The organism is Sphaerospermopsis aphanizomenoides BCCUSP55 (genome assembly GCF_001586785.1).
GTDB lineage: Bacteria > Cyanobacteriota > Cyanobacteriia > Cyanobacteriales > Nostocaceae > Sphaerospermopsis_A > Sphaerospermopsis_A aphanizomenoides_A.
The window spans coordinates 1-24,510 of sequence record NZ_LUFH02000078.1 but is presented as its reverse complement, the minus strand read 5'-3'; the positions used below and the strand labels follow the sequence as shown (position 1 = coordinate 24,510).

Annotated in this window: 24 protein-coding genes and 2 pseudogenes; 19 read left to right on the top strand and 7 right to left on the bottom strand. The window is 37.9% G+C overall.

The window, feature by feature from the left end:
* Positions 1–21 precede the first annotated feature (21 nt).
* The gene (gene cruF, locus A0J48_RS18820) at positions 22–930 is read right to left on the bottom strand and encodes a gamma-carotene 1'-hydroxylase CruF (protein WP_200325737.1); all 909 of its coding nucleotides are present in this window, start codon (positions 928–930) and stop codon (positions 22–24) included.
* Positions 931–1,361: 431 nt separating this feature from the next.
* Here cruF and A0J48_RS18815 point away from each other — a divergent pair, with 431 nt between their 5' ends.
* Positions 1,362–1,787, top strand: coding sequence for a hypothetical protein (locus tag A0J48_RS18815; RefSeq protein WP_200325735.1), 426 nt, complete (start codon positions 1,362–1,364; stop codon positions 1,785–1,787).
* Between the two features lie 174 nt (positions 1,788–1,961).
* Here A0J48_RS18815 and rpmA read toward each other — a convergent pair whose 3' ends face one another.
* Both rpmA and rplU read right to left on the bottom strand, forming a co-directional pair.
* Positions 1,962–2,240, bottom strand: a complete 279-nt coding sequence (gene rpmA, locus A0J48_RS18810) for a 50S ribosomal protein L27 (protein WP_200325733.1) — start codon at positions 2,238–2,240, stop codon at positions 1,962–1,964.
* A gap of 31 nt (positions 2,241–2,271) precedes the next feature.
* Positions 2,272–2,676 (bottom strand): 50S ribosomal protein L21, encoded by a 405-nt coding sequence (gene rplU, locus A0J48_RS18805; RefSeq protein WP_200325731.1) that lies wholly within the window; start codon positions 2,674–2,676, stop codon positions 2,272–2,274.
* 444 nt (positions 2,677–3,120) lie between these two features.
* On the opposite strand from rplU, the gene A0J48_RS18800 reads away from it, so the two are divergent.
* From A0J48_RS18800 to A0J48_RS18790, 3 genes are all read left to right on the top strand, one after another.
* Positions 3,121–4,212 (top strand): nucleotidyltransferase domain-containing protein, encoded by a 1,092-nt coding sequence (locus A0J48_RS18800; protein WP_200325729.1) that lies wholly within the window; start codon positions 3,121–3,123, stop codon positions 4,210–4,212.
* 38 nt (positions 4,213–4,250) lie between these two features.
* Positions 4,251–5,510 (top strand): proton extrusion protein PcxA, encoded by a 1,260-nt coding sequence (locus A0J48_RS18795; RefSeq protein ID WP_200325728.1) that lies wholly within the window; start codon positions 4,251–4,253, stop codon positions 5,508–5,510.
* A 448-nt stretch (positions 5,511–5,958) separates the two neighbouring features.
* The gene (locus A0J48_RS18790; protein WP_200325727.1) at positions 5,959–7,212 is read left to right on the top strand and encodes a hypothetical protein; all 1,254 of its coding nucleotides are present in this window, start codon (positions 5,959–5,961) and stop codon (positions 7,210–7,212) included.
* A gap of 115 nt (positions 7,213–7,327) precedes the next feature.
* Here A0J48_RS18790 and A0J48_RS18785 read toward each other — a convergent pair whose 3' ends face one another.
* Complete coding sequence (locus A0J48_RS18785; RefSeq protein WP_200325726.1) at positions 7,328–7,693, bottom strand: VOC family protein; 366 nt, start codon at positions 7,691–7,693, stop codon at positions 7,328–7,330.
* Between the two features lie 210 nt (positions 7,694–7,903).
* Entirely contained in the window at positions 7,904–8,572 is a 669-nt protein-coding gene (locus A0J48_RS18780; RefSeq protein ID WP_234301016.1) for a cyclase family protein, read from the bottom strand.
* Between the two features lie 622 nt (positions 8,573–9,194).
* Between A0J48_RS18780 and cysE the strand changes: the two genes are divergently transcribed.
* From cysE to A0J48_RS18735, 9 genes are all read left to right on the top strand, one after another.
* The gene (gene cysE / locus A0J48_RS18775) at positions 9,195–9,926 is read left to right on the top strand and encodes a serine O-acetyltransferase (protein ID WP_200325725.1); all 732 of its coding nucleotides are present in this window, start codon (positions 9,195–9,197) and stop codon (positions 9,924–9,926) included.
* 40 nt (positions 9,927–9,966) lie between these two features.
* Complete coding sequence (locus A0J48_RS18770) at positions 9,967–10,224, top strand: Asr1405/Asl0597 family protein (RefSeq protein WP_200325745.1); 258 nt, start codon at positions 9,967–9,969, stop codon at positions 10,222–10,224.
* Between the two features lie 392 nt (positions 10,225–10,616).
* Positions 10,617–10,814, top strand: coding sequence for a DUF2949 domain-containing protein (locus A0J48_RS18765; protein WP_200325724.1), 198 nt, complete (start codon positions 10,617–10,619; stop codon positions 10,812–10,814).
* A 427-nt stretch (positions 10,815–11,241) separates the two neighbouring features.
* Entirely contained in the window at positions 11,242–12,375 is a 1,134-nt protein-coding gene (nifV, locus tag A0J48_RS18760; RefSeq protein ID WP_200325723.1) for a homocitrate synthase, read from the top strand.
* Complete coding sequence (locus tag A0J48_RS18755) at positions 12,362–12,649, top strand: nitrogen fixation protein NifZ (RefSeq protein ID WP_200325722.1); 288 nt, start codon at positions 12,362–12,364, stop codon at positions 12,647–12,649. The genes nifV and A0J48_RS18755 overlap by 14 nt, the downstream gene beginning before the upstream one ends.
* Positions 12,624–12,827, top strand: coding sequence for a putative nitrogen fixation protein NifT (gene nifT, locus A0J48_RS18750; RefSeq protein WP_200325721.1), 204 nt, complete (start codon positions 12,624–12,626; stop codon positions 12,825–12,827). Before A0J48_RS18755 ends, nifT begins: the two co-directional genes overlap by 26 nt.
* Positions 12,828–13,059: 232 nt before the next feature.
* Positions 13,060–13,596 (top strand): (2Fe-2S) ferredoxin domain-containing protein, encoded by a 537-nt coding sequence (locus A0J48_RS18745; RefSeq protein WP_200325719.1) that lies wholly within the window; start codon positions 13,060–13,062, stop codon positions 13,594–13,596.
* 318 nt (positions 13,597–13,914) lie between these two features.
* Entirely contained in the window at positions 13,915–15,048 is a 1,134-nt protein-coding gene (locus A0J48_RS18740; RefSeq protein WP_200325717.1) for a hypothetical protein, read from the top strand.
* A 33-nt stretch (positions 15,049–15,081) separates the two neighbouring features.
* The gene (locus A0J48_RS18735) at positions 15,082–15,855 is read left to right on the top strand and encodes a hypothetical protein (protein ID WP_200325715.1); all 774 of its coding nucleotides are present in this window, start codon (positions 15,082–15,084) and stop codon (positions 15,853–15,855) included.
* A gap of 634 nt (positions 15,856–16,489) precedes the next feature.
* On the opposite strand, the gene A0J48_RS18730 is transcribed toward A0J48_RS18735, so the two are convergent.
* Complete coding sequence (locus tag A0J48_RS18730) at positions 16,490–17,320, bottom strand: metallophosphoesterase (protein ID WP_200325713.1); 831 nt, start codon at positions 17,318–17,320, stop codon at positions 16,490–16,492.
* A gap of 117 nt (positions 17,321–17,437) precedes the next feature.
* Positions 17,438–17,900: pseudogene (locus A0J48_RS18725) on the bottom strand (NAD(P)-dependent alcohol dehydrogenase); the annotation flags it as partial.
* A gap of 1,229 nt (positions 17,901–19,129) precedes the next feature.
* Between A0J48_RS18725 and nifB the strand changes: the two are divergent.
* The 6 genes and pseudogenes from nifB to A0J48_RS18695 all read left to right on the top strand — a co-directional run.
* Positions 19,130–20,563 (top strand): nitrogenase cofactor biosynthesis protein NifB, encoded by a 1,434-nt coding sequence (gene nifB, locus A0J48_RS18720; protein WP_200325711.1) that lies wholly within the window; start codon positions 19,130–19,132, stop codon positions 20,561–20,563.
* Positions 20,564–20,679: 116 nt separating this feature from the next.
* Positions 20,680–21,018: a 4Fe-4S binding protein gene (locus tag A0J48_RS18715; RefSeq protein WP_200325709.1), complete on the top strand. Its 339-nt coding sequence runs from the start codon at positions 20,680–20,682 to the stop codon at positions 21,016–21,018.
* Positions 21,019–21,133: 115 nt separating this feature from the next.
* Positions 21,134–22,342 carry a cysteine desulfurase NifS gene (nifS, locus tag A0J48_RS18710; protein WP_200325707.1) on the top strand — a complete coding sequence of 403 codons (1,209 nt, stop codon included), beginning with the start codon at positions 21,134–21,136 and terminating at the stop codon, positions 22,340–22,342.
* Positions 22,343–22,488: 146 nt separating this feature from the next.
* Positions 22,489–23,403: a Fe-S cluster assembly protein NifU gene (nifU, locus tag A0J48_RS18705; RefSeq protein ID WP_200325705.1), complete on the top strand. Its 915-nt coding sequence runs from the start codon at positions 22,489–22,491 to the stop codon at positions 23,401–23,403.
* A 202-nt stretch (positions 23,404–23,605) separates the two neighbouring features.
* Positions 23,606–24,040 (top strand): annotated as a pseudogene (locus A0J48_RS18700) (AAA family ATPase); the annotation flags it as partial.
* Between the two features lie 258 nt (positions 24,041–24,298).
* Positions 24,299–24,510, top strand: a 212-nt coding sequence (locus tag A0J48_RS18695; RefSeq protein WP_200325701.1) for a hypothetical protein, incomplete at its 3' end; no start/stop codon positions are given.

The following is a 24,510-nucleotide window of genomic DNA, read 5'->3' as shown; positions in this document are numbered from 1 at the left end:
ATTTACTCAGCACTAGCGGGGTTACTTGAAAGCAACTTTAACGCTGGTAACAGAAACTTCTTTGGTTGCTGGTTCAACAGCCAGAGGAGTGGATGCTCCAGGGCCTCTTAACCACAGTGCAACAGCAGGTGCAACACCAAGTAAAACACCTAGCAATACGGGGATGGAAAACCCAGCAGCCAAGCTCATCACAGTTGCAAAACCAAAATTACCCAAATAAACTGCCAAGGGGACATTGAGTTGCGATCGCTCTAGTTTAATCGGATTATTTCTCCACAACAGCGCCGCTACTGTCATAAACACTGAACCAGTACCCATCCAACCAGCGAAGTTTTGGTAAGGCATCCCGAAGAAAGCACCTGGTTGTTGCCAATACCAGAAGGGAAGAGAAGTTTGACTCATGGCAGGATCAAGTACAAAATCCCAAGAAGTCAGCAATAAAGCACCCAGGGCGATCGCACCTACATGACGTAACAAACTAGGTTTCTTATCAACTTCTAAACCTACACGGGCTAATAAGTAAGATACACATCCCACATAAAACCAGGACAAGGGAATTGTAAACGGTACTAAACCCGCAATCTTATAACCCAAGCCACTCAAATAGCTGTAGTGACCAAAAGGAAAACCTGTACTAGTCCCCAGTAACTCACTCGTCAAAGAGATTGACACGGAAGGCAGAAGAAAACACAAAGCGCGGCCTAATCCCAAAGTACGGTAAGCATACAAGAACACACCCACCGCACCCAAAATCATATAAGCCACGCCGCCACCTGCCATGCTCCACTGCATGACAGTCTGCCCAACCTCAGATAAATTCAAAATTACTTCGGCATTAGGAACAACTAGTAATATGCCCACTAGTCCAAATACCATAGACACGATATGGCCAATCAGGCATACGCGCTCCAGGATAACAATTTGTCTCATGATTAGACCTTAACCTTCCTAAAATTTGACACGCGGCTACTCGACTGCTAATAGTTTACAAATGTTTAAGATTATAATTTAACTAATTTTTTCAGCATTCAGCTATCTTCTCTGGGCAATTTGCCAAAAAATCGGTTGGAGTGGGGTTCTGTCTAGAATTCGTGGTCATGACCCAAGCTGCTAATCAGGAGGCAAAAGGCAGGAGGCTAAAGACCAAAAACAGAGTCGTTGATTTTTTAATTTTTTTCTCCCACTACCTACACAGAATTTGCCTTCATAATAGTGAAATTATGAAATAATAACTTAAACTGCCAGTTAGGAGTAGCCCACAGGTAGTGCATCCCCCGCTATGAATGGAAGAAACTTTTGATTCTTTCTGCTGCTTAAACTCTTAAATCCTAACTCAGCACTCGGTACTCAGCACTCAGCTTATGCCAACCTTGACAAAAATACCTTGGTTTTCCCTAGCACTAGTATTGCTGAGTTACAGCACTTTAGGCTGGGTAATATCTGAAACCAAAGCCCATTGGGTTGTGTGGTTAATAGTTGTAGTTGCTATCTTACTGTTACTAGCCAGTTTAACCACTCCTTGGTCAAAACTCGCAGAATATTATAGTAAGTTGTTTCAATCAAATATCAGGTCTTTTGGGATTACTGTATTAGCAGCTTTCCTCTTCTTTTTGATGATTGCCTGGTTTCGAGTATTTCTTGATACTTTACTCATGCTCTCAGCTACTATCTTAGTCAAAATAGACCTTCAGACAGCTGAATTCAAAGCAGGTCTATCTTTTTGCTTAACATCTATCTTTGCACTAGCGGGTTTAGCCATCGGCGCTTTATTTCACAAATTGATTTAAATAGGTTGGTTATTAGTCAGTTGTCAGTTGTCAGTTATAGCAGGTGACTCCAGTTAAAAGGCTTTTACGGACTAGGCTTGATCATCTGTTGATGTCCTAACCACCTTGACTGTTGCTATATCAAGGACTGATTGATGACTAATGACTAATAACTAATAATAACTGACTAGATACTTAACTTGCTACAGCTTCAGCCGCAACAGCTGGATAAACACTCACTTGTTTGCGAGTTTTGCCCTTTCTTTCAAAGGTAACAACACCATCAACTAAAGCAAAAAGGGTGTCATCACTACCAATACCGACATTGTTACCAGGGTGAAATTTAGTCCCACGCTGACGGATTAAAATGTTTCCTGCACGTACAGTTTGACCACCGAAACGCTTTACGCCCAGACGTTGAGCATTAGAGTCACGACCGTTTCGTGTACTACCTGTTCCTTTCTTATGAGCCATGATTTCCTCTTAATTTATCTACTTCTGTTTATTATTCAGCAGCCGCTTCTTCAGGAGTGCTATCCACAAGATTAGGACTATCTGCACTAACTGGAGCTTCTTGATATGCCAAAACCTCGCCATTGAGGTTAATGGAGTTAATCAAAAGTCTGGTGATTTCCTGGCGATGTCCCCGTTTTTTGCGGGTTTTCTTCTTCGGCTTCATTTTATAAACCAGGACTTTGCGACCTCTGAAATGTCGCATCACAGTCCCTTCTACAGTTGCACCTGCTACTCGTGGCTGTCCAATGGAGACTCCACCTTCGTGCTGCACAAGTAATACTGCGTCTATTGTCACTTTTTCATCTGGTTCGGCACTCAGCAGTTCAATGTCGTAAAATCGACCTGCTTCGACTTTTATTTGTTTACCGCCAGTTTCAATAATTGCGTAGGTCATGAAATTGTCCTTGAAGTTGCCGTACAGGTAGCTGGCGTTAATCTCCTGTAGAGACTATGTTTATGTCTTTTGCCAGCTTTTACAGTATGTCTACCTGATCCGAGCAGGAATTAGACAGACAATCTAAAATCTTATCTTATTAAATCTCACTCAGTCAAGCTGATCAAGGATTCAGAAATTTTATCTGCAAAATTTGACTTGATTACCGGAATGGTGATGTGTGTATGTGTAGTTAATCCAGACACAGACAGAATAAGAATTTTACCAATCTGGGCAGCATCCACGGCTAGAGTTGCTCAGATTTTTTTTGCCTTTGTATATAATACGATTCAGTGCAGAGAAATTTCGTCAACATTCAGTCAGCAAGCTGCTATCAGTGAATAATATTACCCTGAACGGGTGTATTTATAAACCCACCTCTATCCGTAGCAACTCGATTTTTTTATGAAAAGAATAGAAGTTGAACAAAGAACTATTTTAATTGGCTTGGCAGGTAGTCATGGCTATGGTTTAAATCGACCTGATTCTGATTATGATTATCGAGGTGTATTTATTGCCCCTAAGCGTTATTATTTGGGATTCGATAGCATAGAACAAAAAGATAGCGGTTGGGATGAACAAGGCATTTTCCCATTTATAGATGGTAATAAAGATACTGTTATTTATGAATTAAGAAAAGTATTACATTTATTGGCAGGAGCAAATCCCAATGTCTTAGAGTTATTATGGTTGCCCAAATACCCCATTGTAAATAACATTGGCCAGTATTTAATTAACCATAGACAGCTATTTTTAAGTAAAAAAGTTAAGCATACTTATTCTGGTTATGCTTTTGCCCAAATCAAAAAAATCGAAACTCATCGCAAGTGGTTGTTAAATCCACCAACAAATAAACCTATACCAGCAGATTTTGGAATAGAAGATGAAGCACCCTTAAGTAAAGATGAACTAAATGCTTTTTTGGAATATCTTTATTTACTAATTAGGGGTAAAATTGAGTTTTTAGAAGAAGCGGAGCAGTTATATAAATTGCTGACAGCAGATATTGACTTTAAAGGCATATTAAAACAATATACTTTGGTGGATGAAGCTTTAGCATACACTCAAAATTTAACTAACAGCCGTAAAGATTTTATTCGTTTGCTGCAAAAAAGTCAAAGTTATCAAATCGCTTTAAGAGAATGGAAAGCTTATATATCTTGGCAGCAAAATAGAAATCCTCTCAGAGCAGAAATGGAAATGAAGTCAGGTTATGACTTAAAACATGGAATGCACTGTATTAGGTTGCTTCGTAGTGGGTTAGAAATTTTGCAGAGAGGAGAAGTAATTGTAGATAGAAAAATTGCTGGTGATATTGAGGATTTAAAAGCCATTCTCAGAGGAGATTATACTTATGAACAGTTGATGAAGATGGCTGAGGATTTAGTGAGTCAAATGGATAATTTTTATGAACAATCTACTTTACCTCACAAACCTGATTTAGAAAAAATTAATGATTTGTGTATGGAATTAGTTGAGATGCAAGGTTGGGAATAGGTTAATATTGTCAATAGATTTCAGAGCAGGTGATTTTAATGAAGAGGATATTTTTTAAGAGAAATGCAAAACTAATTCACCAAAAAATCACAGAATACTGGCGTTCATTTAACCGCTGGTTTTTCACTACTCCAGAAAGAGCAATTTTAGAAGCTTATCAAGCGGCTCAAGCCATTAGAAATATTGAGATTGAGCAATTTGGTGGGCAAAAGATATGTCTCGACTCATGTAATTATAGTGAAAATGTTATGGCTTTTTGGCAAGGCAATCTGAATAGAAATTTAGCTATTATCAAAGTCAGACTAGCAGAATTTCAATTAGGACTTAGCTTTGTTAATACGTCAGATTCAAACTATTTAGTCAAGCTGAACTTCATTGATGAAGTAATATCTAAGTACATTACTCAATATGAGACGATTTCTGGATTACGAGAAAATCCTATTCCAGTAATTAAAGAATCTTCAAACTCATCTGATGCTAATCTTATTGAAGTATCGGCAACTCAAAAAACTGGTGTATTTCCCAGAACAATAGGCATAACAATTAATAAAATTGCCCAAGATTTTACACCAAAAGCTGAAGAAGAATTTATCAGAAAATATCGAAATTCTCGAACTAGGACAAGACGAGCAGTTAAGTTTTTATTACTACTGATGATTGTACCACTATTAACCCAGCATTTTTCCAAAGAATTGTTAATAAATCCTATATTAAAACATTTTAGAAATGGAAATACAACGCAAATTTTTCTCAATTCAGAAATGGAGGAAAAAGCACTGCATGAATTAAAAAAATTTGAACAAGGATTAAAATTTAAAAATCTAATTCGTCAAGCACCAGAACTTTCAACAGAAGTAATTGAAGCCAAGGTAAAAAACAAAGCTCTGGAAATAGCTGAAGAATTTCGCTCTAAAAGTAACAGTGCTATTAGTAATGTATTTGCTGATTTTATATCATTAATTTCCTTTGCTCTGGTGATTGCTTTTAGCAAAAAAGATATTATCTTTGTGCAGTCTCTGATAGATAAAATTGTTTACGGTTTAAGTGACAGCGCCAAGGCTTTTTTAATCATTTTAGTGACAGATATATTTGTTGGTTTTCACTCCCCACATGGCTGGGAAGTGCTTTTGGAAGGTTTAGCAAACCATTTAGGTTTACCAGCTAGTAGGAATGTGATCTTTCTCTTTATTGCCACATTTCCAGTAATTTTAAATACTATATTCAAATACTGGATATTCCGCTATCTCAGTCGTTTGTCTCCCTCCGCACTAGCTACATTAAAAGAAATGGATGAATAATGACAGCAGGGAACAGGGCGCATCCCAAATGTGTAAGTTTATTTTTTTGCAATCTGGCAATTGCTCTAAGGCTTGATATGAATGAACCGCAAAGAACGCAAAGGACACAAAGTGAAGAGGGTTTGAAAGAGTTTATTTGTGTTGCTGTGTTTATTTTTTCAAAATTGGGATGCTCCCAGGGAACAGGAAATAGAGAACTGTTAACAAAGGTAGTATTCAGCTTTCAGCAGTCTTTTTATCAAGCTTCCAATAATTTTTCATGAATCTAGAGAAAGATTTAGTGCAGAATCACAAATTATCTGCTAATAATTGGGTTTAATAATTGCTTTTATTTTGGTGAATAAAGGTGATTAATAATACAGAAGTAAAATGCACAATTTGGCATTGCTTCTACCAGACAAATGAATTTAGCAATTTAGTTTAGCAATTTAGTTCCCGACTTAGGCTTATGAGTATGTTCTTCAATCGGAAAATTCAAATAGCAACAGGCATTGTTACTTTTATCTTAGTTAATTTAGCTCATCAACATTTATATGCACGCTCAGAAAATCCGCACCTAATCACGCAACAACAAATTACACCTAATCCAACTCAAACTAACAATTCTACTAATTCCACAACTAAACTTCTTAATTTACTCAGCCAAAAGGAGAAGGCTGCATCTATATTCTATTCTGTCATTGATGAGTGGCAAAAATATAAATATAGTGTTAATGGCAATTATGTTTTAAAACCTGTACAATTACCAAATGCTAAAGTTAATTTTAACCAAGCTGATTTATTAACTGTTCTCACCAATACGAGAAAATATTTCCAAGATTATTCTCAGCAAGATCCTAATATTTCCCGCAATGGGTTGTTATTAAGCCAAGGTGTGACTGTGCAAGATGTTCTCAAGACCTTGGATTTTATGATTACAGTTTTACAGGAAGATATTGGTAATAATCGACCTACCCGTTTACAAGACCCTAATTTTATCAATGCTAATTTTCGAGTGATTAAATGGTCTGCTTATAATCCTGAACATCTTCAACAAAAACATTTAAGAATTACAAAATATGCTGTTTTTAAACATCCTGGTTCTCGAACTAAAACATCTCAGTATAATATACCCATTTATAGCTTAAAAGATGATTTAGGCAATAATAAATTCTACACTAAGTACACGAAGCAAGATGTTTTATCTGGGATTTATGAACCTGGTGGTAAAGAATTTGGGAAAGTAGAACCTCTGGCTTATCTTACTCGTCAAGGGTTAGAAGAAGCTTTAATGCAGGGAACTATTTTAATTGAATTTACAGATGGTTCAAAATCATTTTTTAATGTAGATAGAAACAATGGAATCTCTTACGTCAGAGGACTAAAACCCACATCTCAAAAACGTTATTGGTATTTTCGGAAAGTTGATGAAATCAAAGGTTATGGATACAAAATAGATGCCAAAATTTCCATTAAACCTGGTGTAACTTTTGCTGGAGATGTCCTGAACATGGGTTTAGGAAGAGTGATTGTCATGGAGTATAATCAAGGTGGCAAAAAACGCCTACAAATGGGAGTAATGGCAGATACAGGAGGGGCTTTTTTACCGAACTTACATCAACTCGATTTTTTGGCAGGAATTTTTCACAACCAAAAAGAATTTAGGCAGCATATCCAGCAATTACCTGAATATGCTACACCATATATTTTAGTTAAAAAGTGAAAATTCTCAAGGAAATAGGAAATTTTTTCTGTTTTTTCTCTTTGAAAGGAGAGGTTTTAAACCTGGAATGAAACAATTGTCAATTGTCAATTATCAATTATCAATTGATAAATATCTATTCACGGGTTAACAATTCCAAGTTGTGACCATCAATGTCATAAAAATAAAAGCCACGACCTCCTTTGCGATGGTTAATCTGACCTTTATTTTCGTGCATAGGGTCGCTACTGTATTCTAAACCTGCTTGTTTAACCCGTGCAAAAATTTGATCAAATTCCTCATCGCTGACATGGAAAGCATAATGATGTGATTCAAAATCTTCTCTGTCTGCGAAGTCGAGGGTGAGTTTGTCATTGACATGAACAGCAGCAAAGTGATTAATAGGTTCATCAACCTTGAGTCCAAAAATTTCTGCAAAGAAACGTGCTGCTGCTTCTTTGTTTGTTGCTGGTACTATGGTGTGATTGAGGGTAATTGTCATTTTATGCCTCACTCAGCAATGTCATTTATTTTATATTAACTCTGGTTATCTATTTGGGCGCGTTGCAAACTACCGGAAAAATCAACATATATACTATTCCTGTTTCTAAATATATCTAAAGCAGTAGTTCCCGCTTCTCGATGTCCATTACTGGTTTGTTTTACGCCCCCAAAAGGTTAACAGCTAGTCAATGCACAACAGCTTACCTTGCTAAAAAAAAGCCATCACCGCAGCAGGTGAACCAGAACCACCACGTAACCTGAGAATACCAATTACCAGGGTAGCGCCTTGGGGTGGGAGTTGATGCAAATTGGTGAGATTTTCTAGGACAATACGTGGTTTTGCTAGTATCAAACTATTAGTAGTAAAATTATTATCCTGTCCTGAATCTACGCCGTGTGTATCAATTCCTACTCCTGCAATTTGCCTTTCAGTTATTAAGAACTGGGTGGCTTCCGCACTAAAGCCTGGAAAGTGCATATTTCCATCACCATCCTGGTTTAAAAATGCGTTTTTATCCAGCCATTTAGCTTGCCAACCAGTATAAAGTAGGACAACATTCTCAGCAGGAATGATTCCATATTCTGCTTCCCATGTCAAAATATCAGCCCCAGTTAAAAGATAATCTGGATTTTCTGCGGCTTGTTTACAGATATCTATGACTACCGCAGATACAACTAGCGACTGGGCTGAGTATTTGTCAATGCTGGTGCCGTTACCGTAAAAACTACTAGGGGCATTGATATGAGTAGCACTATGTTCACCTAAAGAAAAACGTCGTAGATAATAGCCATCATCTTGGAGTTCGGCAACAGTAGTAAATTTTACTGGTGGATCACCAGGCCATTGCGGTATACCTGTGTCAATCAGATGACTCAGATGGATAACCTGGGAGTAGGCGATACTATTTTGCTTTTGGGTATGTATAATAGTTTTCCTCGCTTCCTGGAGTAAAATATATCATGAAAATTCAAAATTCAAAATACTGCTTCCAGCAGGCTACGTCAACAAAATTCAAAATTCACAAACGCCTGTTCCCTGTTCTAAATTTTGTATTTCCCTATACAGCAAACAAAGCCTAAAACAAAATGAAGAAATCGGTCTTTTGACTACCAAAACCATAGACTAATAATAGTAACAGCAAATACATAAAACCTTTATTTATTGTCAACCAAGTGCCGTTTTTGAGTCAGTGAGTACAACTTAATATATATCAAAATATCTTGCCCAAATCGCTGCTATATCTGACTGGACAAGAAAATTATTTTGAGTACAAAAAAGCTGAAACCCTACCCCATAAATACCAGTACCCCTGTTATAAAAAGCTAGTACCCCTACCCCCATAAAAAATATTAACTTCTGTTAAATAGGGGTTTAAACCTATTGAGTACAAGTTTAATAAATTCAATAAATCCAATCGGTATCTGCGGTTTGGTTTAATTTCAAGTTACCTGATATAAGCAGAAAGATACAAGATGGCTCTTTTAACCAGACAGGACCGATGCAACAGTCTCTAGACAGTATTAGTAAACCTCTCACTGCAATTACGGAGTTGCGTAAAAATCAACGTTCTGGCGGTTTTTTTGAGCCATTAATGAGTGATTTTCGCATCATTTTTGAGCGTGATCCAGCCGCTCGTAATTGGTTAGAGGTAATCTTTTGTTACCCAGGATTTCATGCTCTATGTTTACATCGTTCTGCACATTGGTTACATATTCGTAAAGTGGGTTTTATCCCTCGCTTAATTTCTCACTTGGGCAGGTTTTTGACAGGTATTGAAATTCATCCAGGGGCGGAAATTGGTAAAGGTGTATTTATCGATCATGGCATGGGTGTTGTGATTGGTGAAACTGCGATTGTGGGAGATTATGCACTCATTTATCAAGGTGTAACTCTCGGCGGAACTGGGAAAGAAAGCGGTAAACGTCATCCGACTTTGGGTAATAACGTTGTCGTCGGTGCGGGTGCAAAGGTTTTAGGAAATATTCAAATTAGCGATCGCGTGCGTATTGGTGCAGGTTCAATCGTATTGCGTGATGTTCCCCCAGATGCAACAGTGGTGGGGATTCCTGGACGCATTATTTCCCGTAAACCAAGTAAACATCTTTCTCCTTTAGAACATGGTAAGTTACCTGATGTGGAAGCAGGTATGATTCGTTCTTTGCTTTCCCGCATTGAGAAACTGGAACAACAAGTGCAAGCTCTAAAAAATCATCCCCAAGATGATGTATGAAATCACTCCGTAAACTTTGTCTATTAACCTTAACTTAGATATGTCACCGGATTGTAATTTTTTGGCGTTAGGTGAACAAATATTGCAAATTCCTTTGAGCGATCGCTCGCAAATTTTTCACCGCTTGCAAGAGTTAATGATTGCCTGTGTTTGTGAACCTGATGGTTCTTTAAGGGTGCAAGTCAATAGCTTAAAAGAAGCGATTGTTCTGCAAAGTACCGTCATGCTATTTTTAGGTTCTCGTGAGGAATTAGTGGCATGGTTAGAAACTTGTTGGCGTTGCGGTTCTAAACACTAATTCCCAATCTGGATGTGAGTGATACAGTAATGACTTTTCTAATGTTTAATCAACACAATATCAGAAGTAAATCCATGATGCAACCATGATTTATCTTCTGCCACAGTCAAAGTTATTGTTCACTCACAAATTAGCTTGCAGAATAAAGGAAATTAACCTAAGCTTAGGTTTCACTCTCTTGGTTAAATCTGCTAAATCTAAAAGTTCTCTGACATACAGCAACTATCAGCAGTAAAACTTTTTTGATGTCAGGCTTGATGATGAAAATCTGTACCTCATTGGCCTGCAATATGCTGTATTTCATTTCCGAACAGAGTCGAATTAGCAAATAATCTTGGGGATGGCATTTTAGAAATTATTGTCTAGTAGTTTGGTATTCTCTACATCAGATTATGGTACACCGCAACAGAGATAAGCAATTACTTCAATTTTTGCATAATGAATTGGAACTTTCAAAAGCGGATATTGCTGTTGCTTTACGACACCGTGAATTAGACAAAGGACCTATCCCTATGCTGCTGTGGCAGTATGGTTTCATTAATTTAGAACAGTTAGAAAAGATTTTTGATTGGTTAGCAGAACAGGCTTAATCAATTAAAAATTAAAAATTAAAAATTCACAAAGAACAGGACATTTTACAAGTTTTCTGACTACTAACTTCTAAATCCTGAATTCTTGCAAATGAGGTTACTACTATGATTACTAGTTTAATTGCTGGACTGAGTATCGTATTATTTACAGGATTAGCGAATAGTTATATTAGCTACTGGCTATTTGTAGAACATCCTCATCATGGCAGAAAAAAGTCTTCTTAAATTATACCAAAATTTGGTTTTCTGTCATACAGATATGGTGTGAGTTATTGAGCAATAATTAAAAATTATAAACCGTGGTTAATAACTGATGTTATTTTCAGCGGTTATCCAGAAAATTTTAATATTTGTTTCATATCTATTATTACTAGGAATTGTAGCGTTAAAGGGTATTAGTAAAAACTCGGCTAGAGGAATGTTTGAGATGAGTCAGATCATTATTAATGATACTACATTGCGTGATGGTGAACAAGCAGCGGGTGTTGCTTTTAACTTAGAAGAAAAAGTAGCGATCGCTCAATTTCTGGATGCCATTGGTGTTCCCGAATTAGAAGTGGGTATACCAGCAATGGGAGAAGAAGAAATCCGTGCAATTCAAGCAATTGCTGATTTAGATTTAGATGCTAAATTACTAGCTTGGAATCGTGCTGTTATCTCAGATATTAAAGCCTCTATTGCGTGTGGATTAGAAAGAATACATATTGCTATTCCCGTTTCTGGTATTCAAATTGCTGCTAAATTTCATGGTCAATGGCGAGTCAGTTTACAAAGACTGAAAGACTGTATTAGCTTTGCTGTTGATAATGGTCTTTGGGTAGCTGTAGGAGGAGAAGATTCTTCTAGAGCCGATGAAAACTTTCTCGAAGATGTGGCATTATACGCTCAAGAATGGGGCGCGTCAAGATTTCGTTTTTGCGATACAGTGGGAGTTCTTGATCCCTTTGGAACTCACCTCAAAGTTAAGCGATTAGTATCTACTTTATCAATTCCTGTAGAGATTCACACTCATAATGATTTTGGACTAGCAACTGCTAACGCTATTGCCGGTATTAAAGCCGGTGCAGTTTCTGTTAATACTACCGTTAATGGTTTAGGTGAAAGAGCAGGAAATGCAGCTTTAGAAGAAGTTGTCATGGCAGTAAAATGTATCTACGGTGTTGATTTAGGAATTGATACCAGACATTTATTAGGACTATCTCAATTAGTTGCTGCTGCTTCAGGTGCAAACGTCCCACCGTGGAAAGCAATTGTGGGTGAAAATACCTTTGCTCACGAATCTGGAATTCATGCTCATGGTGTCATGAAAAACCCAGAAACTTATGAACCATTTTCACCAGAAGAAGTAGGTTGGGAACGTCGTTTAGTCGTAGGTAAACATTCTGGACGACATTTATTATCTAACTTGTTAGCACAGCACGGTGTCTTTTTAAATTCAGAAGAGACCCAATCTATTTTAGATGCAGTGCGCTTACAATCCACACTAAAAAAACGCAGTCTCACGACTGAAGAGCTTTTGAATTTAGTACGTGAACAGAGGTATTCCCATGCAGCGCGATGAAATAGAACTTAACTCACAACCAGTTTTTGAAATTGGTGAAAAAGTCCGAGTTAAGAAACTCATCAAAAATGATGGTACTTTTCCTGGTCGAGAAATTGGAGAAGTTTTAGCAAAAATTGGAGACGTTGGTTATGTGGCAAGTATAGGGACTTTTTTACAAGCTTACTATATATATGCCGTACATTTTTTAGATACAGGGTACATCATCGGTTGTCGAAAAAGAGAACTAGAATCTGCTGAGGAAAAAAATGAAAGTAATGCTACGGATGAATGATGCTGGAACTTTGGTTGTCTATGTCGCTAAAAAAGACCTAGAAGAAGAAGTTGTTAAACAAACAGATAGTGATGCAGGTAAAGTTCTCACTTTAGCTAATGGTTGGGAATTAGAATTTAGTGAAATACCAGCCAATGAAAGTTTACCTCTAACTGTAGAAGCTAAACGTCTTTCTTAAACTTCAAAATTCAAAATTCAAAATTACTAAAAGCCAGAGATAATCAGGGTTTATAATTTTGGATCTGTGATTGAATTTTGGAGAATTGGTATTAGTAAAGATAGAAGGTAATAGGTAGAACCATATAAAGCAATATATATTTTTCCTCTTCCTTCTGCCTTGAGATGAGCAACATTACCCCAGTACCGTGGGGTTTATTATTTTCTACTGCAAATTTATTTGAGTTATCAAAATGGGTGAAAAGTACCAGACCTTATCGGAGTTAAATCTGGAAGGACAGTTTTTAGGTTTTGTGGGTGATAAACCCAAAAAATCTAAACATTTGCGGTTAGCAATTCCTTCAGGAAATGTGAAAGTTAAAATACCTAAAAATTTGCGTTGTTCTCTGGTTGCTACTTTAGTACCTGGTGAACAAATTCGCGTTAGTGCTATCAGTAAATTAAACCCACGGACAAGTAAGCTAAAACTGACAGCTTATCTAGTTCAAGCAGTTGGTTTTTGTCCAATTCATAATCCACTACCGGAAACAACAGCTAAGATTATGGTTTGTCAAAAATCTGGTTGTATGAAACGGGGAGGTAAAGGGTTACTATCAGAGTTAGAAAAAACTTTGTGCGATCGCGGTTTGTTAGATAAAGTGAAAATTGAACATACCGACTGTCAAAAACGTTGTAGCAGCGCCCCTAATTGTATTTTGATGTTGGGTAAAAAGCAATACAAAAAAGTTCATCCTGAAACAATAGCTTCTCTGTTAGAGAATCATTTATAACAATGGTGAAAAACTGGTAAAAAATGTAATCAATTTCACAATTTTTATCGAAAAAAACAGAAAGCATCTTTTGATTCTTTTCCGGAGTTATCTAATTAAGGTATGTAGAAATTTGATATTAGAGGATTTTCAAAAAAGGGTCTTTTACTATCTATTTATCACATACAAGCATCTCGGTACATGGAAAAAACGTTAATTCTCCGTTGTATCTCTCCTCAGTGATAAAGGTGAAATCTACCTTTTGGTACTTTACAAACATCCTCTTAGTTCAATATTACTTCAATAAATAAATTGTATAAGAGTGTGAGGACTATAACTTTGACTAAATGCCAATTTACCAAGGTAATTTCCGCTCATTGGCTGTTGTTGATTGGCATAAATCTATTAGGTTGTCTGTTCCTATCTACATTTGTTGGCATTAAACCAACATCTGCGGTTGATAGATCAGTAAATGATGCCGGAGAAAAGGAATTAGCAACCAACCAAAAAGCAGTATCCACTAAAGATATCAGCCAGGAAAACCCACAGTTAGCTGTTGAATTGAATCAACCTTTGCTCCAGATCAAAAAACCACAAATTATCACCCAAAAGATAGATGCTGCTAGTAATTTAGGTGATAGCGTTGGTGAAGCTAAAAAACTTTTTCCTACTCAGCCCCAGACTATCACTCAACAGATAGATTCCTCTGGAAATGTAGGTGATAAATTAGGTAATGTTAATCAATTACGCCAGGATTTATTAGTTGAACCCCTTGTTAAAATAACTCCTCTACCCAAGCGCACCTATCAACCTGGACTCAGTTTTGGCGCTCCCAGTGCTTTCGGGGCAGCCTGGGGTGACTTATTTGTAGCAGCATCGGGCGCTACAGCAGGTAAAAGCAGGGATGGGAATCCAGATGCAAGTATGAGTGCAGGTTTTGGTTTAGGAGATGCCTACAACCTGATTGGTTTGGAACTCACCTTCAACAACGGTAGTATCAAAAACTTCGGTTATAACGGCACTTTTGACTTCAAAGCTCACCGCGTTGTCTATGCTCAAGGCAACACTCAAGTTGCTATAGCTGGTGGCTGGAATACCTTTGCTCAATATGGTAATGAAGGTATTAGACCTTCCAGCGCCTATGGTGTAGTGACAACATACTCTCTTTTACAGCCTAACAATCCCTTCAATCCCATGGCCATCTCCTTTTCTGTAGGAGCCGGTGGTGGTGACTTCCGACAAGGTAATGAGAGTACAGGTATATTTGCGGGAATGGGTCTGCAAGTTCATCCCCAGGTAGGCATAGGTGTGGGTTGGAGTGGAGTCGGATTAAATGCAGGGATTTCCTTAGTTCCTTTGCCTACCATTCCTTTGACAATTACTGCCCAAGGTGCCGATCTCACAGATAACAGTGTAGGCGGTACCGTCTTTGTTCTGACCGTGGGCTATGGTTTCAATTTCTTGCCTAAATAAACGCTTCAACCATTGACATTTTAGAGAATAACCATGTTAAAAATCAGAACATTTGTTATTGCCCTCCTTCTTACACCTTTCATTTCGTTTACTTGGCAGTTAACAAATCAAGCTCAAACTAATTCACCCAGTAAAGGTACAGCGGGATCTGCAAGTGGAGGTGGAACTACTGGCTCTGGTGGTACAGTGATTTCATCACCCAGTAAAGGTACAGCAGGATCTGGAAGTGGAGGTGGAAACACAGGCTCAAATAACAACCCTGTTTCATCACCCAGTAAAGGTGTTGCGGGATCTGCCAGCGGAGCTACATCTAATGTCATTGTCAAAAAAGCAGCGGATGGGTCTATAAGTATTGAGCTTTCACCTCCGGCTGTCCGTGCTTTAAATGTGGTTGTTAACCGTATAATTAGCAGTGGTAATGCTGGTATATTCTTACCGACTAACACTAATAACCTGCGAGCATCCTTAATTTCAAATGGGCTTTCTCCACAATTAGCAAAAGAATTAACAGGTGCAGCATCTCAGATTATCCAATTCTCTCGTTCTTCTAGCACTTCCAGTCTTCCTGCACTTGAATCATCACAAGCACGGCTAGTAGCCAGTATTAAAGCAGCAAAGGCTGGTTTAACCATCACTGAGACTAATGAAGCAGTAACTGTAAATGCTGATAAACTGAACGAAGCTATTAATATCTACAATAAGATTGTGCTAGAAAGCGAGCCAGTAACTCTTCAGAAGCTTGCACGCAACTCCGATTTTGTGAAAATTGGTAAGGCTCTGACAACATTAAGGGCTGCTATCAGGTAGTATTTCCGCTATTTATTCAAATCCGTAGAGTGCTTGAGGCGCATCTGCAAAAAACATTTATTCATCATTGACCTCTCCCCGACCTCAAGGTACGGGGATTTTCAAGTATGGCAGGTGACTCTTGACAGGTGAAACCTGCTATAAATAGCAATAATCTTAAGAAAGATTTCACAATTATTACGGCAGATTAACAAAATTCAAGTTTAGTAAAAATACTGCACAGAGAAAAAATTTAATGGTAGATTAAAAACAAGGTACAGAAAGGTTACAAGTTCAACAAAAACTTTCTTAAAAACACCTGATTTAGAGCCTGTGCCTCCTGCTCTAAGATCATCGTAATCACTCTTAGGTTGTGGCTTCCTAGTGTTTTCGCCTTGATTTCATTGAGTTGTTATTGGAGGTTTTTGAACGCACAGCCATAAATGCCTGCCTAGTTGGAATAAAGGATGCACAATTCTGATTAGTAGATTACGAGTCCGGTAAACCTTAGTTGATGTAGTTAATTCGGATTTTCCCATTCTCTTGAATCATTGTTTCACAAGAAATCGCTGTAACTTACTGACTTGTATCTGTCGTAATTTGCAGCGATTTCAATTATGGTAAGAAATAGGACAGCCATAGTAAATATTCAGAATTACGAATTAATTAAAGTCATGATTGTCACCTCTGGTGGACAAAATAAACGTCCTGGAAGATAAGTTCCTAAACCCCTATTTACATATAGTTGATTTTGCCCTAGTTGATGTAAACCTTGTGACCATTCCCAATGTCGAACAACAAAGTAATTTTTTCGCAAAAATGACACTCTACTACGCCATTGAATGGGTATTTTCTTGATTATTTTATTGTAAGTTACTAACGCGGGTCCAAATCCAGGAATGATAATTTGTCCTCCGTGAGTATGACCTGATAATTGCAAATCTACCCTCCATGTATTTAAGATTTTGGCTGTATCTGGGTTATGGGATAAAACTAGACGTGGTGTCTTGTTGTCTAGGAGGTTCATGACTCGTGCAGGATTGAATTCTTTGGAGAAAAAGTCTGCTAGTCCTATCAACGGTAATTCTTTTCCTAGTGGATAAGCAATTTGATTCCACAGGACATGAATACCAATATTTTCCAATGCATTTGTAATTTCTGATTTGGAATTTTCATAACTTATGTCATGGTTGCCCAGGACAGCATAAACACCACAATTACTTTTGAGATTTTTGAGGTGTTTTGCTAATTGATGAATGGGTTCTGGAGTTGTGGTTACATAGTCACCAGTTAATAGAATTAAATCTGGTTGTGCTTGATTACAGATGGCGATCGCTCTTTCTAGCATTTGATCTGACAACCGCACACCATCGTAATGAAAATCTGACATCTGCACCAGTTTTTTACCTTGTAATGATGCAGGTAAACCCGCAAGCTTAACCGTTAATTTTTCTGTTGTCAACGGTCCAGATAATAACCTGTGCATAATCTGTTTAGTTATTTTGAGTAGTATTTTTTATAGGTTAACTAAAAATTTTCCCTTTGTTCTGATTCACAAGATAACTTTTTGGAAAGTTTATAAAATTTGTGAATGGAAATCCTAATTCGATTTCTCCAATACTAATTTTGCCGTTTGTCCGGGCAGAAAAGCTGTTAAAAAACTCTGCACAAGCATTTCTGGGTGAGGGAGAGTAGAAATATACACTCCACTTGAAAACTTTTCTACAGTCAGAAAATGCTTGTTTAGCAACCACATCAAAAATAATATCGTACTGCACATTACCTTTTGTAAAGTCCTGTTGCGTATAGTCAATCACTATATCTGCATTCAGAGATTTGACCAACTCCAAATTTTTAGAACTGCAAACACCAGTTACCTCAGCCCCCAAAGCCTTAGCAATTTGCACAGCCAAAATGCCCACACCGCCTGAAGCGCCATTCAGCAATACTGTCTGTCCTGATTTGATGTTACCCAACTCTTGCAGGGCTTGTAAAGCCGCCGCTAATGGTATGGTGGCTGCTTCTGCATAACTCAAGTTCTTGGGTTTGGGAACCGCTAAATTTTCTGGAGGGAGAAATAAATTCGGGTCTTCGGTACTTTTTGTACTTTTTATGGAGAACCCAGTTCAAAATCATGGAAAGCCTTATTGTGTCGGCATTTCATTCAAAATATGGGCATTTATAGTTTATAACCCTTGCCCCGTAAGGTTTTTGTGATCATCAATCCTCAACCACCATAAAACAGACGCAAGAACCATAAATTCTAAATTCTAAATTCTAAATTCTAAATTCTAAATTCTTTTGACATTTTTTCTCGTTCACAAATAGACTTAAAGAATCTAAAAACCTAAAAAACTGGAGGAAAAAATTAAATTTTTTGAAAATTATCTGCATTAATGGCTAGGGCTAATGAAGGTGAAATCATTATCAGACAATGATTATAACCCCAATTAATATCTTTAATAATCTAAACCTTAAAAAAATATAAACTGCATTTTTCTTCAAAAAAAAATGATATGTTGGATACAGAATTGAATTTCGCACGTATCTGGAGTAGTACGGCTTATCCTACTCCAGTTTTTCACCTCAAATCCCAGAGCAAATTATGGCTTTAGGTAGGATTTGAGGAGCGTTTGAGTACATGATTAATGTAGCCTAAAATTAACCAAAAGCTAACCCAAACCTTTAGAGGGATGGGATTTTGACTGAGTACAAATAAATCCTGGACCCCGTTCCATAAATACTCGTACCCCAACTGATAAATACTAGAACCTCTACCCTAGAAAATATAATTTTATTTTTCTAATCCTGAAAATATTGGGGTTTATAGATTTGAGTACAAACATAATAAATCCAATAAATCCTATCCTATATCAACCAGCCATCTATCTCGAAAGGGCTGCTATAAATCATTTATCGCCAATCACTTAACGCTCCTTAACAAAGTTTAGAAGCCAAGAGTGAGTGGAGGGATGAGATAGCACCATGCCTGAAGTGAATAGAAGTCGCGGCTGTATACACAAAATCTACCCAAGACCCAAATGTTGACACACACCAGCCGAACCCCAGAGATTTTCTGCCTACCCCTGTATTAATTTTGGATTTTAGATTTTGGATTTTGGATTAAAAGCCTTAAAATAGGATATTTATTACCAAAATTACCAATGATACTAATTATCCAAATTTGGTATGATTGGTAGGCAAGTATAAGGCGCGACTTCAGTTCATAGGCATTGGAAGTAGCAACGGCATCTCCCACAGTGGCTATCTAGTCCACCGACCTTTGCGAAATTCAATGACACTACCGGCTACAGGACTCCTCACCTCCTCCGAACAGGAACCCAATCTCAAACAAACCAAATCAGGTGGTTGTGGTTGTGACAGCAGCACAGCCCCAGAAATGGACGAAAAGCTCAAAGAACGCATCGCCAAACACCCCTGCTATAGTGAAGAAGCACATCACCATTATGCACGGATGCACGTTGCAGTTGCACCAGCGTGTAACATTCAATGTAACTATTGCAACCGCAAATATGACTGTGCTAACGAAAGCCGACCTGGAGTAGTGAGTGAGTTACTCACACCCGAAGAAGCTGCACATAAAGTATTGGTAATTGCAGGTAAAATTCCTCAAATGACAGTTTTGGGAGTTGCAGGTCCTGGCGACCCTTTAGCAAATCCTGAAAAAACATTCCGTACCTTTGAGTTGATTGCAGATAAAGCACCAGATATTAAGCTTTGCTTATCAACTAACGGTTTGATGCTGCCTGAATATATTGATCGCATCAAACAATTAAATATAGATCACGTTACTATCACCCTTAATACCATTGATCCAGAAATCGGCGCACAAATTTATGCTTGGGTTCATTACAAACGCAAGCGTTATAAAGGTGTGGAAGGTGCAAAGATTCTGCTAGAAAAGCAGTTAGAAGGATTGCAAGCTTTAAAAGAAGCTGACATTTTGTGTAAAGTTAATTCTGTGATGATTCCCGGAATTAATGATCAACATTTAGTGGAAGTTAACAAAGCAATTCGTGAACATGGTGCATTTCTGCACAACATCATGCCACTAATTTCTGCACCAGAACATGGAACACATTTCGGTTTAACTGGTCAACGTGGACCTACAGGAAAAGAACTTAAAGAAGTTCAAGATCAATGTTCTGGTAACATGAAAATGATGCGCCACTGTCGCCAGTGTCGAGCAGATGCAGTAGGATTATTAGGAGAAGACCGTAGCCAGGAATTTACTAAAGAGAAATTCTTGGAAATGTCCCCAGAATATAACTTGGAAACACGCCAAGAAGTTCATGATGGCATTGAGAAATTTAGAGAAGAAATTAAACTAGCGAAAGCCAAGGTACAAAGTGGTAAGAAAGTTGCCAACAGTCCGAAAATTTTAGTTGCTGTAGCGACTAAAGGTGGTGGATTAGTTAATCAACACTTCGGCCATGCGAAGGAATTTCAAGTGTACGAAGTTGATGGTAATGAAGTGCGCTTTATCAGTCATCGTAAAATCGACCAATATTGTCAAGGTGGATACGGCGAAGAAGCTACCGCAGAAAATATAATGAAAGCAATCTCAGATTGTAAAGCAGTCTTGGTTTCCAAAATTGGTAACTGTCCCAAAGAAAAATTAGAAGCAGCAGGGATCAAGACTGTGGAAGCTTACGACGTAATTGAAAAAGTCGCACTTGAGTTTTACCAGCAATATGTCAAGGAATAGGTAATAGGTAATAGGTAATAGGAAAAGCATAATTGCCAATTATCAATTATTAATTATCAATTATCAATTACCAATTACCTATTACCAATCACCAATCCCCACCTAGGAGAATAATCATGGCTTACAAAATTACCGCAGAGTGTATTTCCTGCAAGCGTTGTTTGTCTGTATGTCCTACTGGTGCAGTGAAATTTGTAGATGGTCAGCACTCCATTGATTCTGAACTTTGTACAAACTGCGCTGGCGGCATATACACAGTACCTCAATGTAAAGCCGTTTGTCCTACGTTTGATGGTTGCGTTAAAGAACCAAGTGATTATTGGGAAGGTTGGTTTGCTAAATATAATCGTGTCATTGCCAAGTTAACAAAAAAACAAGATTATTGGGAATGTTGGTATAAGACTTATTCCCAAAAGTTTTCGGAACAAATGCAAAAGAATCAAGTGGTGGTTTAGGTGACAGGTGATAGGTGACAGGTGACAGAGAAGAGATTTAATCACTAATTACCCATTACCAATCACCAATCACCAATCACTAATCCCTTAATACTTTATAATTAATAGGTCAATTATGCTAAAAGATTGCATCTATCTGGATAATAATGCTACCACTAAGGTAGATCCCCAGGTGATTGAAGCAATGATGCCTTTTCTGACTGACTATTACGCTAATCCTTCTAGTATGCACACTTTTGGAGGTCAATTAGCTAAAAGTGTAAAGGTTGCGAGAGAACAAATTGCAGCTTTAATAGGTGCAGAAGAGTCAGAAATTGTCTTTACTAGTTGTGGAACTGAAGGTGATAATGCGGCTCTTCGTGCTGCATTATTAGCTCAACCAGAAAAACGTCACATCATCACTTCCCAGGTAGAACATCCGGCAGTTTTAAATGTCTGCAAACAATTAGAAACTCAAGGTTATCAAGTTACCTATTTGTCAGTTAATGAGCAGGGACAAATAGACTTGAATGAGTTAGAAGCTTCTCTCACTGGCAACACTGCTTTAGTAACAGTAATGTATGCCAATAATGAAACCGGCACTATCTTTCCAATTGAAGAAATTGGTGCTAGAGTTAAAGAATATGGAGCAATCTTTCACGTTGATGCAGTACAAGCGGTAGGTAAAGTACCCTTGAATATGAAGACCAGCACAATTGATATGTTAACTATGTCTGGTCATAAAATTCACGCTCCCAAGGGTATTGGTGCTTTGTATGTGAGACGTGGTGTGAGATTCCGTCCTTTCTTAATTGGTGGACATCAAGAAAGAGGACGCAGAGCAGGTACAGAAAATGTTCCCGGAATTATCGCTTTAGGCAAGGCAGCGGAATTGGAAATGCTACACTTGGAAGAGGCGACAAAGAGAGAAAGAAAATTGCGCGATCGCCTTGAACAAAGTTTACTTGCCAAAATTCCTGATTGTGCAGTAAATGGTGATGTGAAAAATAGATTACCAAATACTAGCAACATCGGTTTCAAATATATCGAAGGTGAAGCAATTCTATTACTTTTGAATAAGCACGGTATTTGTGCTTCCTCTGGTTCTGCTTGTACTTCTGGTTCTCTTGAACCATCTCATGTTTTAAGAGCAATGGGTTTACCCTACACTACTTTACATGGTTCAATTCGCTTCAGTCTTTGTCGCTACACCACCGAAGCTGAAATTGATCAAGTAATTGCAGTTATGCCAGAAATTGTTGAACGTCTCCGGGCTTTATCTCCCTTCAAAAATGATGATGCCGGTTGGTTGCAACAACAAGCACAAACTTTAGTAAATCGGTAAATTTAGGTGACAGGTGACAGGTGACAGTAGAAAAGTTAATTCCTAAATCCTGAATCTTGTAAGGGTTTAGCATTGCTAAACCCCTACCCAATCATCAATTACCAATCATCAATCCAAAATCTAAAATCCAAAATCCAAAATCAACCATGTGGGACTACACTGATAAAGTATTAGAGTTGTTTTACGATCCCAAAAACCAAGGGGCAATTGAAGAAACTGGTGAAGCTGGTGTGAAAGTTGCAACTGGTGAAGTCGGAAGTATTGCTTGTGGTGATGCTTTAAGATTACATTTGAAAGTTGAAGTTGCATCTGATAAAATTCTTGATGCTCGGTTTCAAACTTTTGGTTGTACCAGTGCGATCGCTTCTTCTAGTGCTTTGACTGAAATGGTTAAAGGTTTGACTTTAGATGAAGCTTTGAAAGTGACAAATAAGGAAATCGCTGATTATCTGGGCGGTTTACCTGAAGCTAAAATGCACTGTTCAGTTATGGGTCAAGAAGCTTTAGAAGCTGCTATATTTAATTATAGAGGCATTCCTTTAGCGGCACATGATGACGATGACGAAGGTGTCCTAATTTGTAGCTGTTTTGGTATCACTGATGCTAAGATTAAGAAAGCAGTAAGACAAAACAATCTCTTCAGTGCAGAACAAGTAACAAATTATGTAAAAGCTGGTGGCGGATGCGGTTCTTGTTTAACGAAAATTGATGATATAATAAAGGAAGTTAAGCAAGAGTTCGCCAAAGAAAATCTCCACACAAATGGCGCAATAACTAAGACAGAAGTTTCAGGTTTAGGTAATAATTTAGGGCAACAAAGACCATTAACTAATGTTCAGAAAATCGCCCTAATTCAAAAAGTATTAGATGAAGAAGTCCGACCCGTTTTAATCGCCGATGGGGGAGATGTGGAACTCTATGATATAGAAGGCGATAAGGTAAAAGTGATTTTGCAAGGTGCTTGTGGTTCATGTTCTAGCAGCACCGCGACATTAAAAATAGCGATTGAATCTAGGTTACGCGATCGCATCAGCAAAGATATCATTGTCGAAGCAGTTTAGTCACAATTGACAATTGATAACTAATAAACCAGTCATTCTTACAACTCAATAAACACTATGAACACAACTACATTTTCTGTAGAGCGTTCGCCACCATAGCGACGTTCTACGCACGCTCACTGCCGTAGATACAAGGCGTGAGAACCAAAAGACAAAAGACAGACCCACCAATCAACCAACTAATTCTAGGAAAACACGAACAATGACTGACGAAAACATTAGACAGATAGCATTCTACGGCAAGGGCGGTATCGGTAAATCTACCACCTCTCAAAATACCCTAGCTGCAATGGCTGAAATGGGTCAACGCATCATGATCGTAGGTTGCGACCCTAAAGCTGACTCTACCCGTTTGATGCTTCACTCTAAGGCTCAAACCACAGTATTACACTTGGCTGCTGAAAGAGGTGCTGTTGAAGACCTCGAACTCCATGAAGTAATGTTGACCGGTTTCCGTGGTGTTAAGTGCGTTGAATCTGGTGGTCCAGAACCCGGTGTAGGTTGTGCAGGTCGTGGTATTATCACCGCTATTAACTTCTTGGAAGAAAACGGTGCTTACACAGATTTAGATTTCGTATCCTACGACGTATTAGGTGACGTTGTATGTGGTGGTTTTGCTATGCCTATCCGTGAAGGTTAAGGGGGGTTGTTTAGGGTTTTTGTTGGTGCAATTGTTTGAGGATTTTTGTTTTTTTGTTCCCTATTTTTGCCCTGGGATTTTTTGGGGAAATGGGGTTTTTGTTGGGGGTTTATGGTTTTGGTTACCCTATTTTTTACCTTGTGTCAAGGGGGATACATGATTTTTGATAAATGGGTTACTGATTTTTTATTACTGATTTCATATTTACAGTATAATAATAAAAGTTCCCAAGTATAGTTAAACAAGACCTGAAATATGAAAGCTTGTTTTCAAAGTGTGCCTAAAAGTAGATATAAGAATATTTCTGAACAAAAAATAGAGGGTTCTACTTACACGCCAGAAATTTTAGCGGATTTTGTAGCAGAAAAAATAGTTGATATCGTTAAAAATAAAAATTTTATATCTCCTATAAAAATTCTTGACCCCGCAGTAGGTGATGGACAACTATTAGTCAGTTTATTAAAATA

Excerpts from the sequence above, each read along its gene's own strand:
- cruF (WP_200325737.1), bottom strand. The coding sequence starts at position 930 with ATGAGACAAATTGTTATCCTGGAGCGCGTATGCCTGATTGGCCATATC.
- A0J48_RS18815 (WP_200325735.1), top strand. The coding sequence starts at position 1,362 with ATGCCAACCTTGACAAAAATACCTTGGTTTTCCCTAGCACTAGTATTG.
- rpmA (WP_200325733.1), bottom strand. The coding sequence starts at position 2,240 with ATGGCTCATAAGAAAGGAACAGGTAGTACACGAAACGGTCGTGACTCT.
- rplU (WP_200325731.1), bottom strand. The coding sequence starts at position 2,676 with ATGACCTACGCAATTATTGAAACTGGCGGTAAACAAATAAAAGTCGAA.
- A0J48_RS18800 (WP_200325729.1), top strand. The coding sequence starts at position 3,121 with ATGAAAAGAATAGAAGTTGAACAAAGAACTATTTTAATTGGCTTGGCA.
- A0J48_RS18795 (WP_200325728.1), top strand. The coding sequence starts at position 4,251 with ATGAAGAGGATATTTTTTAAGAGAAATGCAAAACTAATTCACCAAAAA.
- A0J48_RS18790 (WP_200325727.1), top strand. The coding sequence starts at position 5,959 with ATGAGTATGTTCTTCAATCGGAAAATTCAAATAGCAACAGGCATTGTT.
- A0J48_RS18785 (WP_200325726.1), bottom strand. The coding sequence starts at position 7,693 with ATGACAATTACCCTCAATCACACCATAGTACCAGCAACAAACAAAGAA.
- cysE (WP_200325725.1), top strand. The coding sequence starts at position 9,195 with ATGCAACAGTCTCTAGACAGTATTAGTAAACCTCTCACTGCAATTACG.
- A0J48_RS18770 (WP_200325745.1), top strand. The coding sequence starts at position 9,967 with ATGTCACCGGATTGTAATTTTTTGGCGTTAGGTGAACAAATATTGCAA.
- A0J48_RS18765 (WP_200325724.1), top strand. The coding sequence starts at position 10,617 with ATGGTACACCGCAACAGAGATAAGCAATTACTTCAATTTTTGCATAAT.
- nifV (WP_200325723.1), top strand. The coding sequence starts at position 11,242 with ATGAGTCAGATCATTATTAATGATACTACATTGCGTGATGGTGAACAA.
- A0J48_RS18755 (WP_200325722.1), top strand. The coding sequence starts at position 12,362 with ATGCAGCGCGATGAAATAGAACTTAACTCACAACCAGTTTTTGAAATT.
- nifT (WP_200325721.1), top strand. The coding sequence starts at position 12,624 with ATGAAAGTAATGCTACGGATGAATGATGCTGGAACTTTGGTTGTCTAT.
- A0J48_RS18745 (WP_200325719.1), top strand. The coding sequence starts at position 13,060 with ATGGGTGAAAAGTACCAGACCTTATCGGAGTTAAATCTGGAAGGACAG.
- A0J48_RS18735 (WP_200325715.1), top strand. The coding sequence starts at position 15,082 with ATGTTAAAAATCAGAACATTTGTTATTGCCCTCCTTCTTACACCTTTC.
- A0J48_RS18730 (WP_200325713.1), bottom strand. The coding sequence starts at position 17,320 with ATGCACAGGTTATTATCTGGACCGTTGACAACAGAAAAATTAACGGTT.
- nifB (WP_200325711.1), top strand. The coding sequence starts at position 19,130 with ATGACACTACCGGCTACAGGACTCCTCACCTCCTCCGAACAGGAACCC.
- A0J48_RS18715 (WP_200325709.1), top strand. The coding sequence starts at position 20,680 with ATGGCTTACAAAATTACCGCAGAGTGTATTTCCTGCAAGCGTTGTTTG.
- nifS (WP_200325707.1), top strand. The coding sequence starts at position 21,134 with ATGCTAAAAGATTGCATCTATCTGGATAATAATGCTACCACTAAGGTA.
- nifU (WP_200325705.1), top strand. The coding sequence starts at position 22,489 with ATGTGGGACTACACTGATAAAGTATTAGAGTTGTTTTACGATCCCAAA.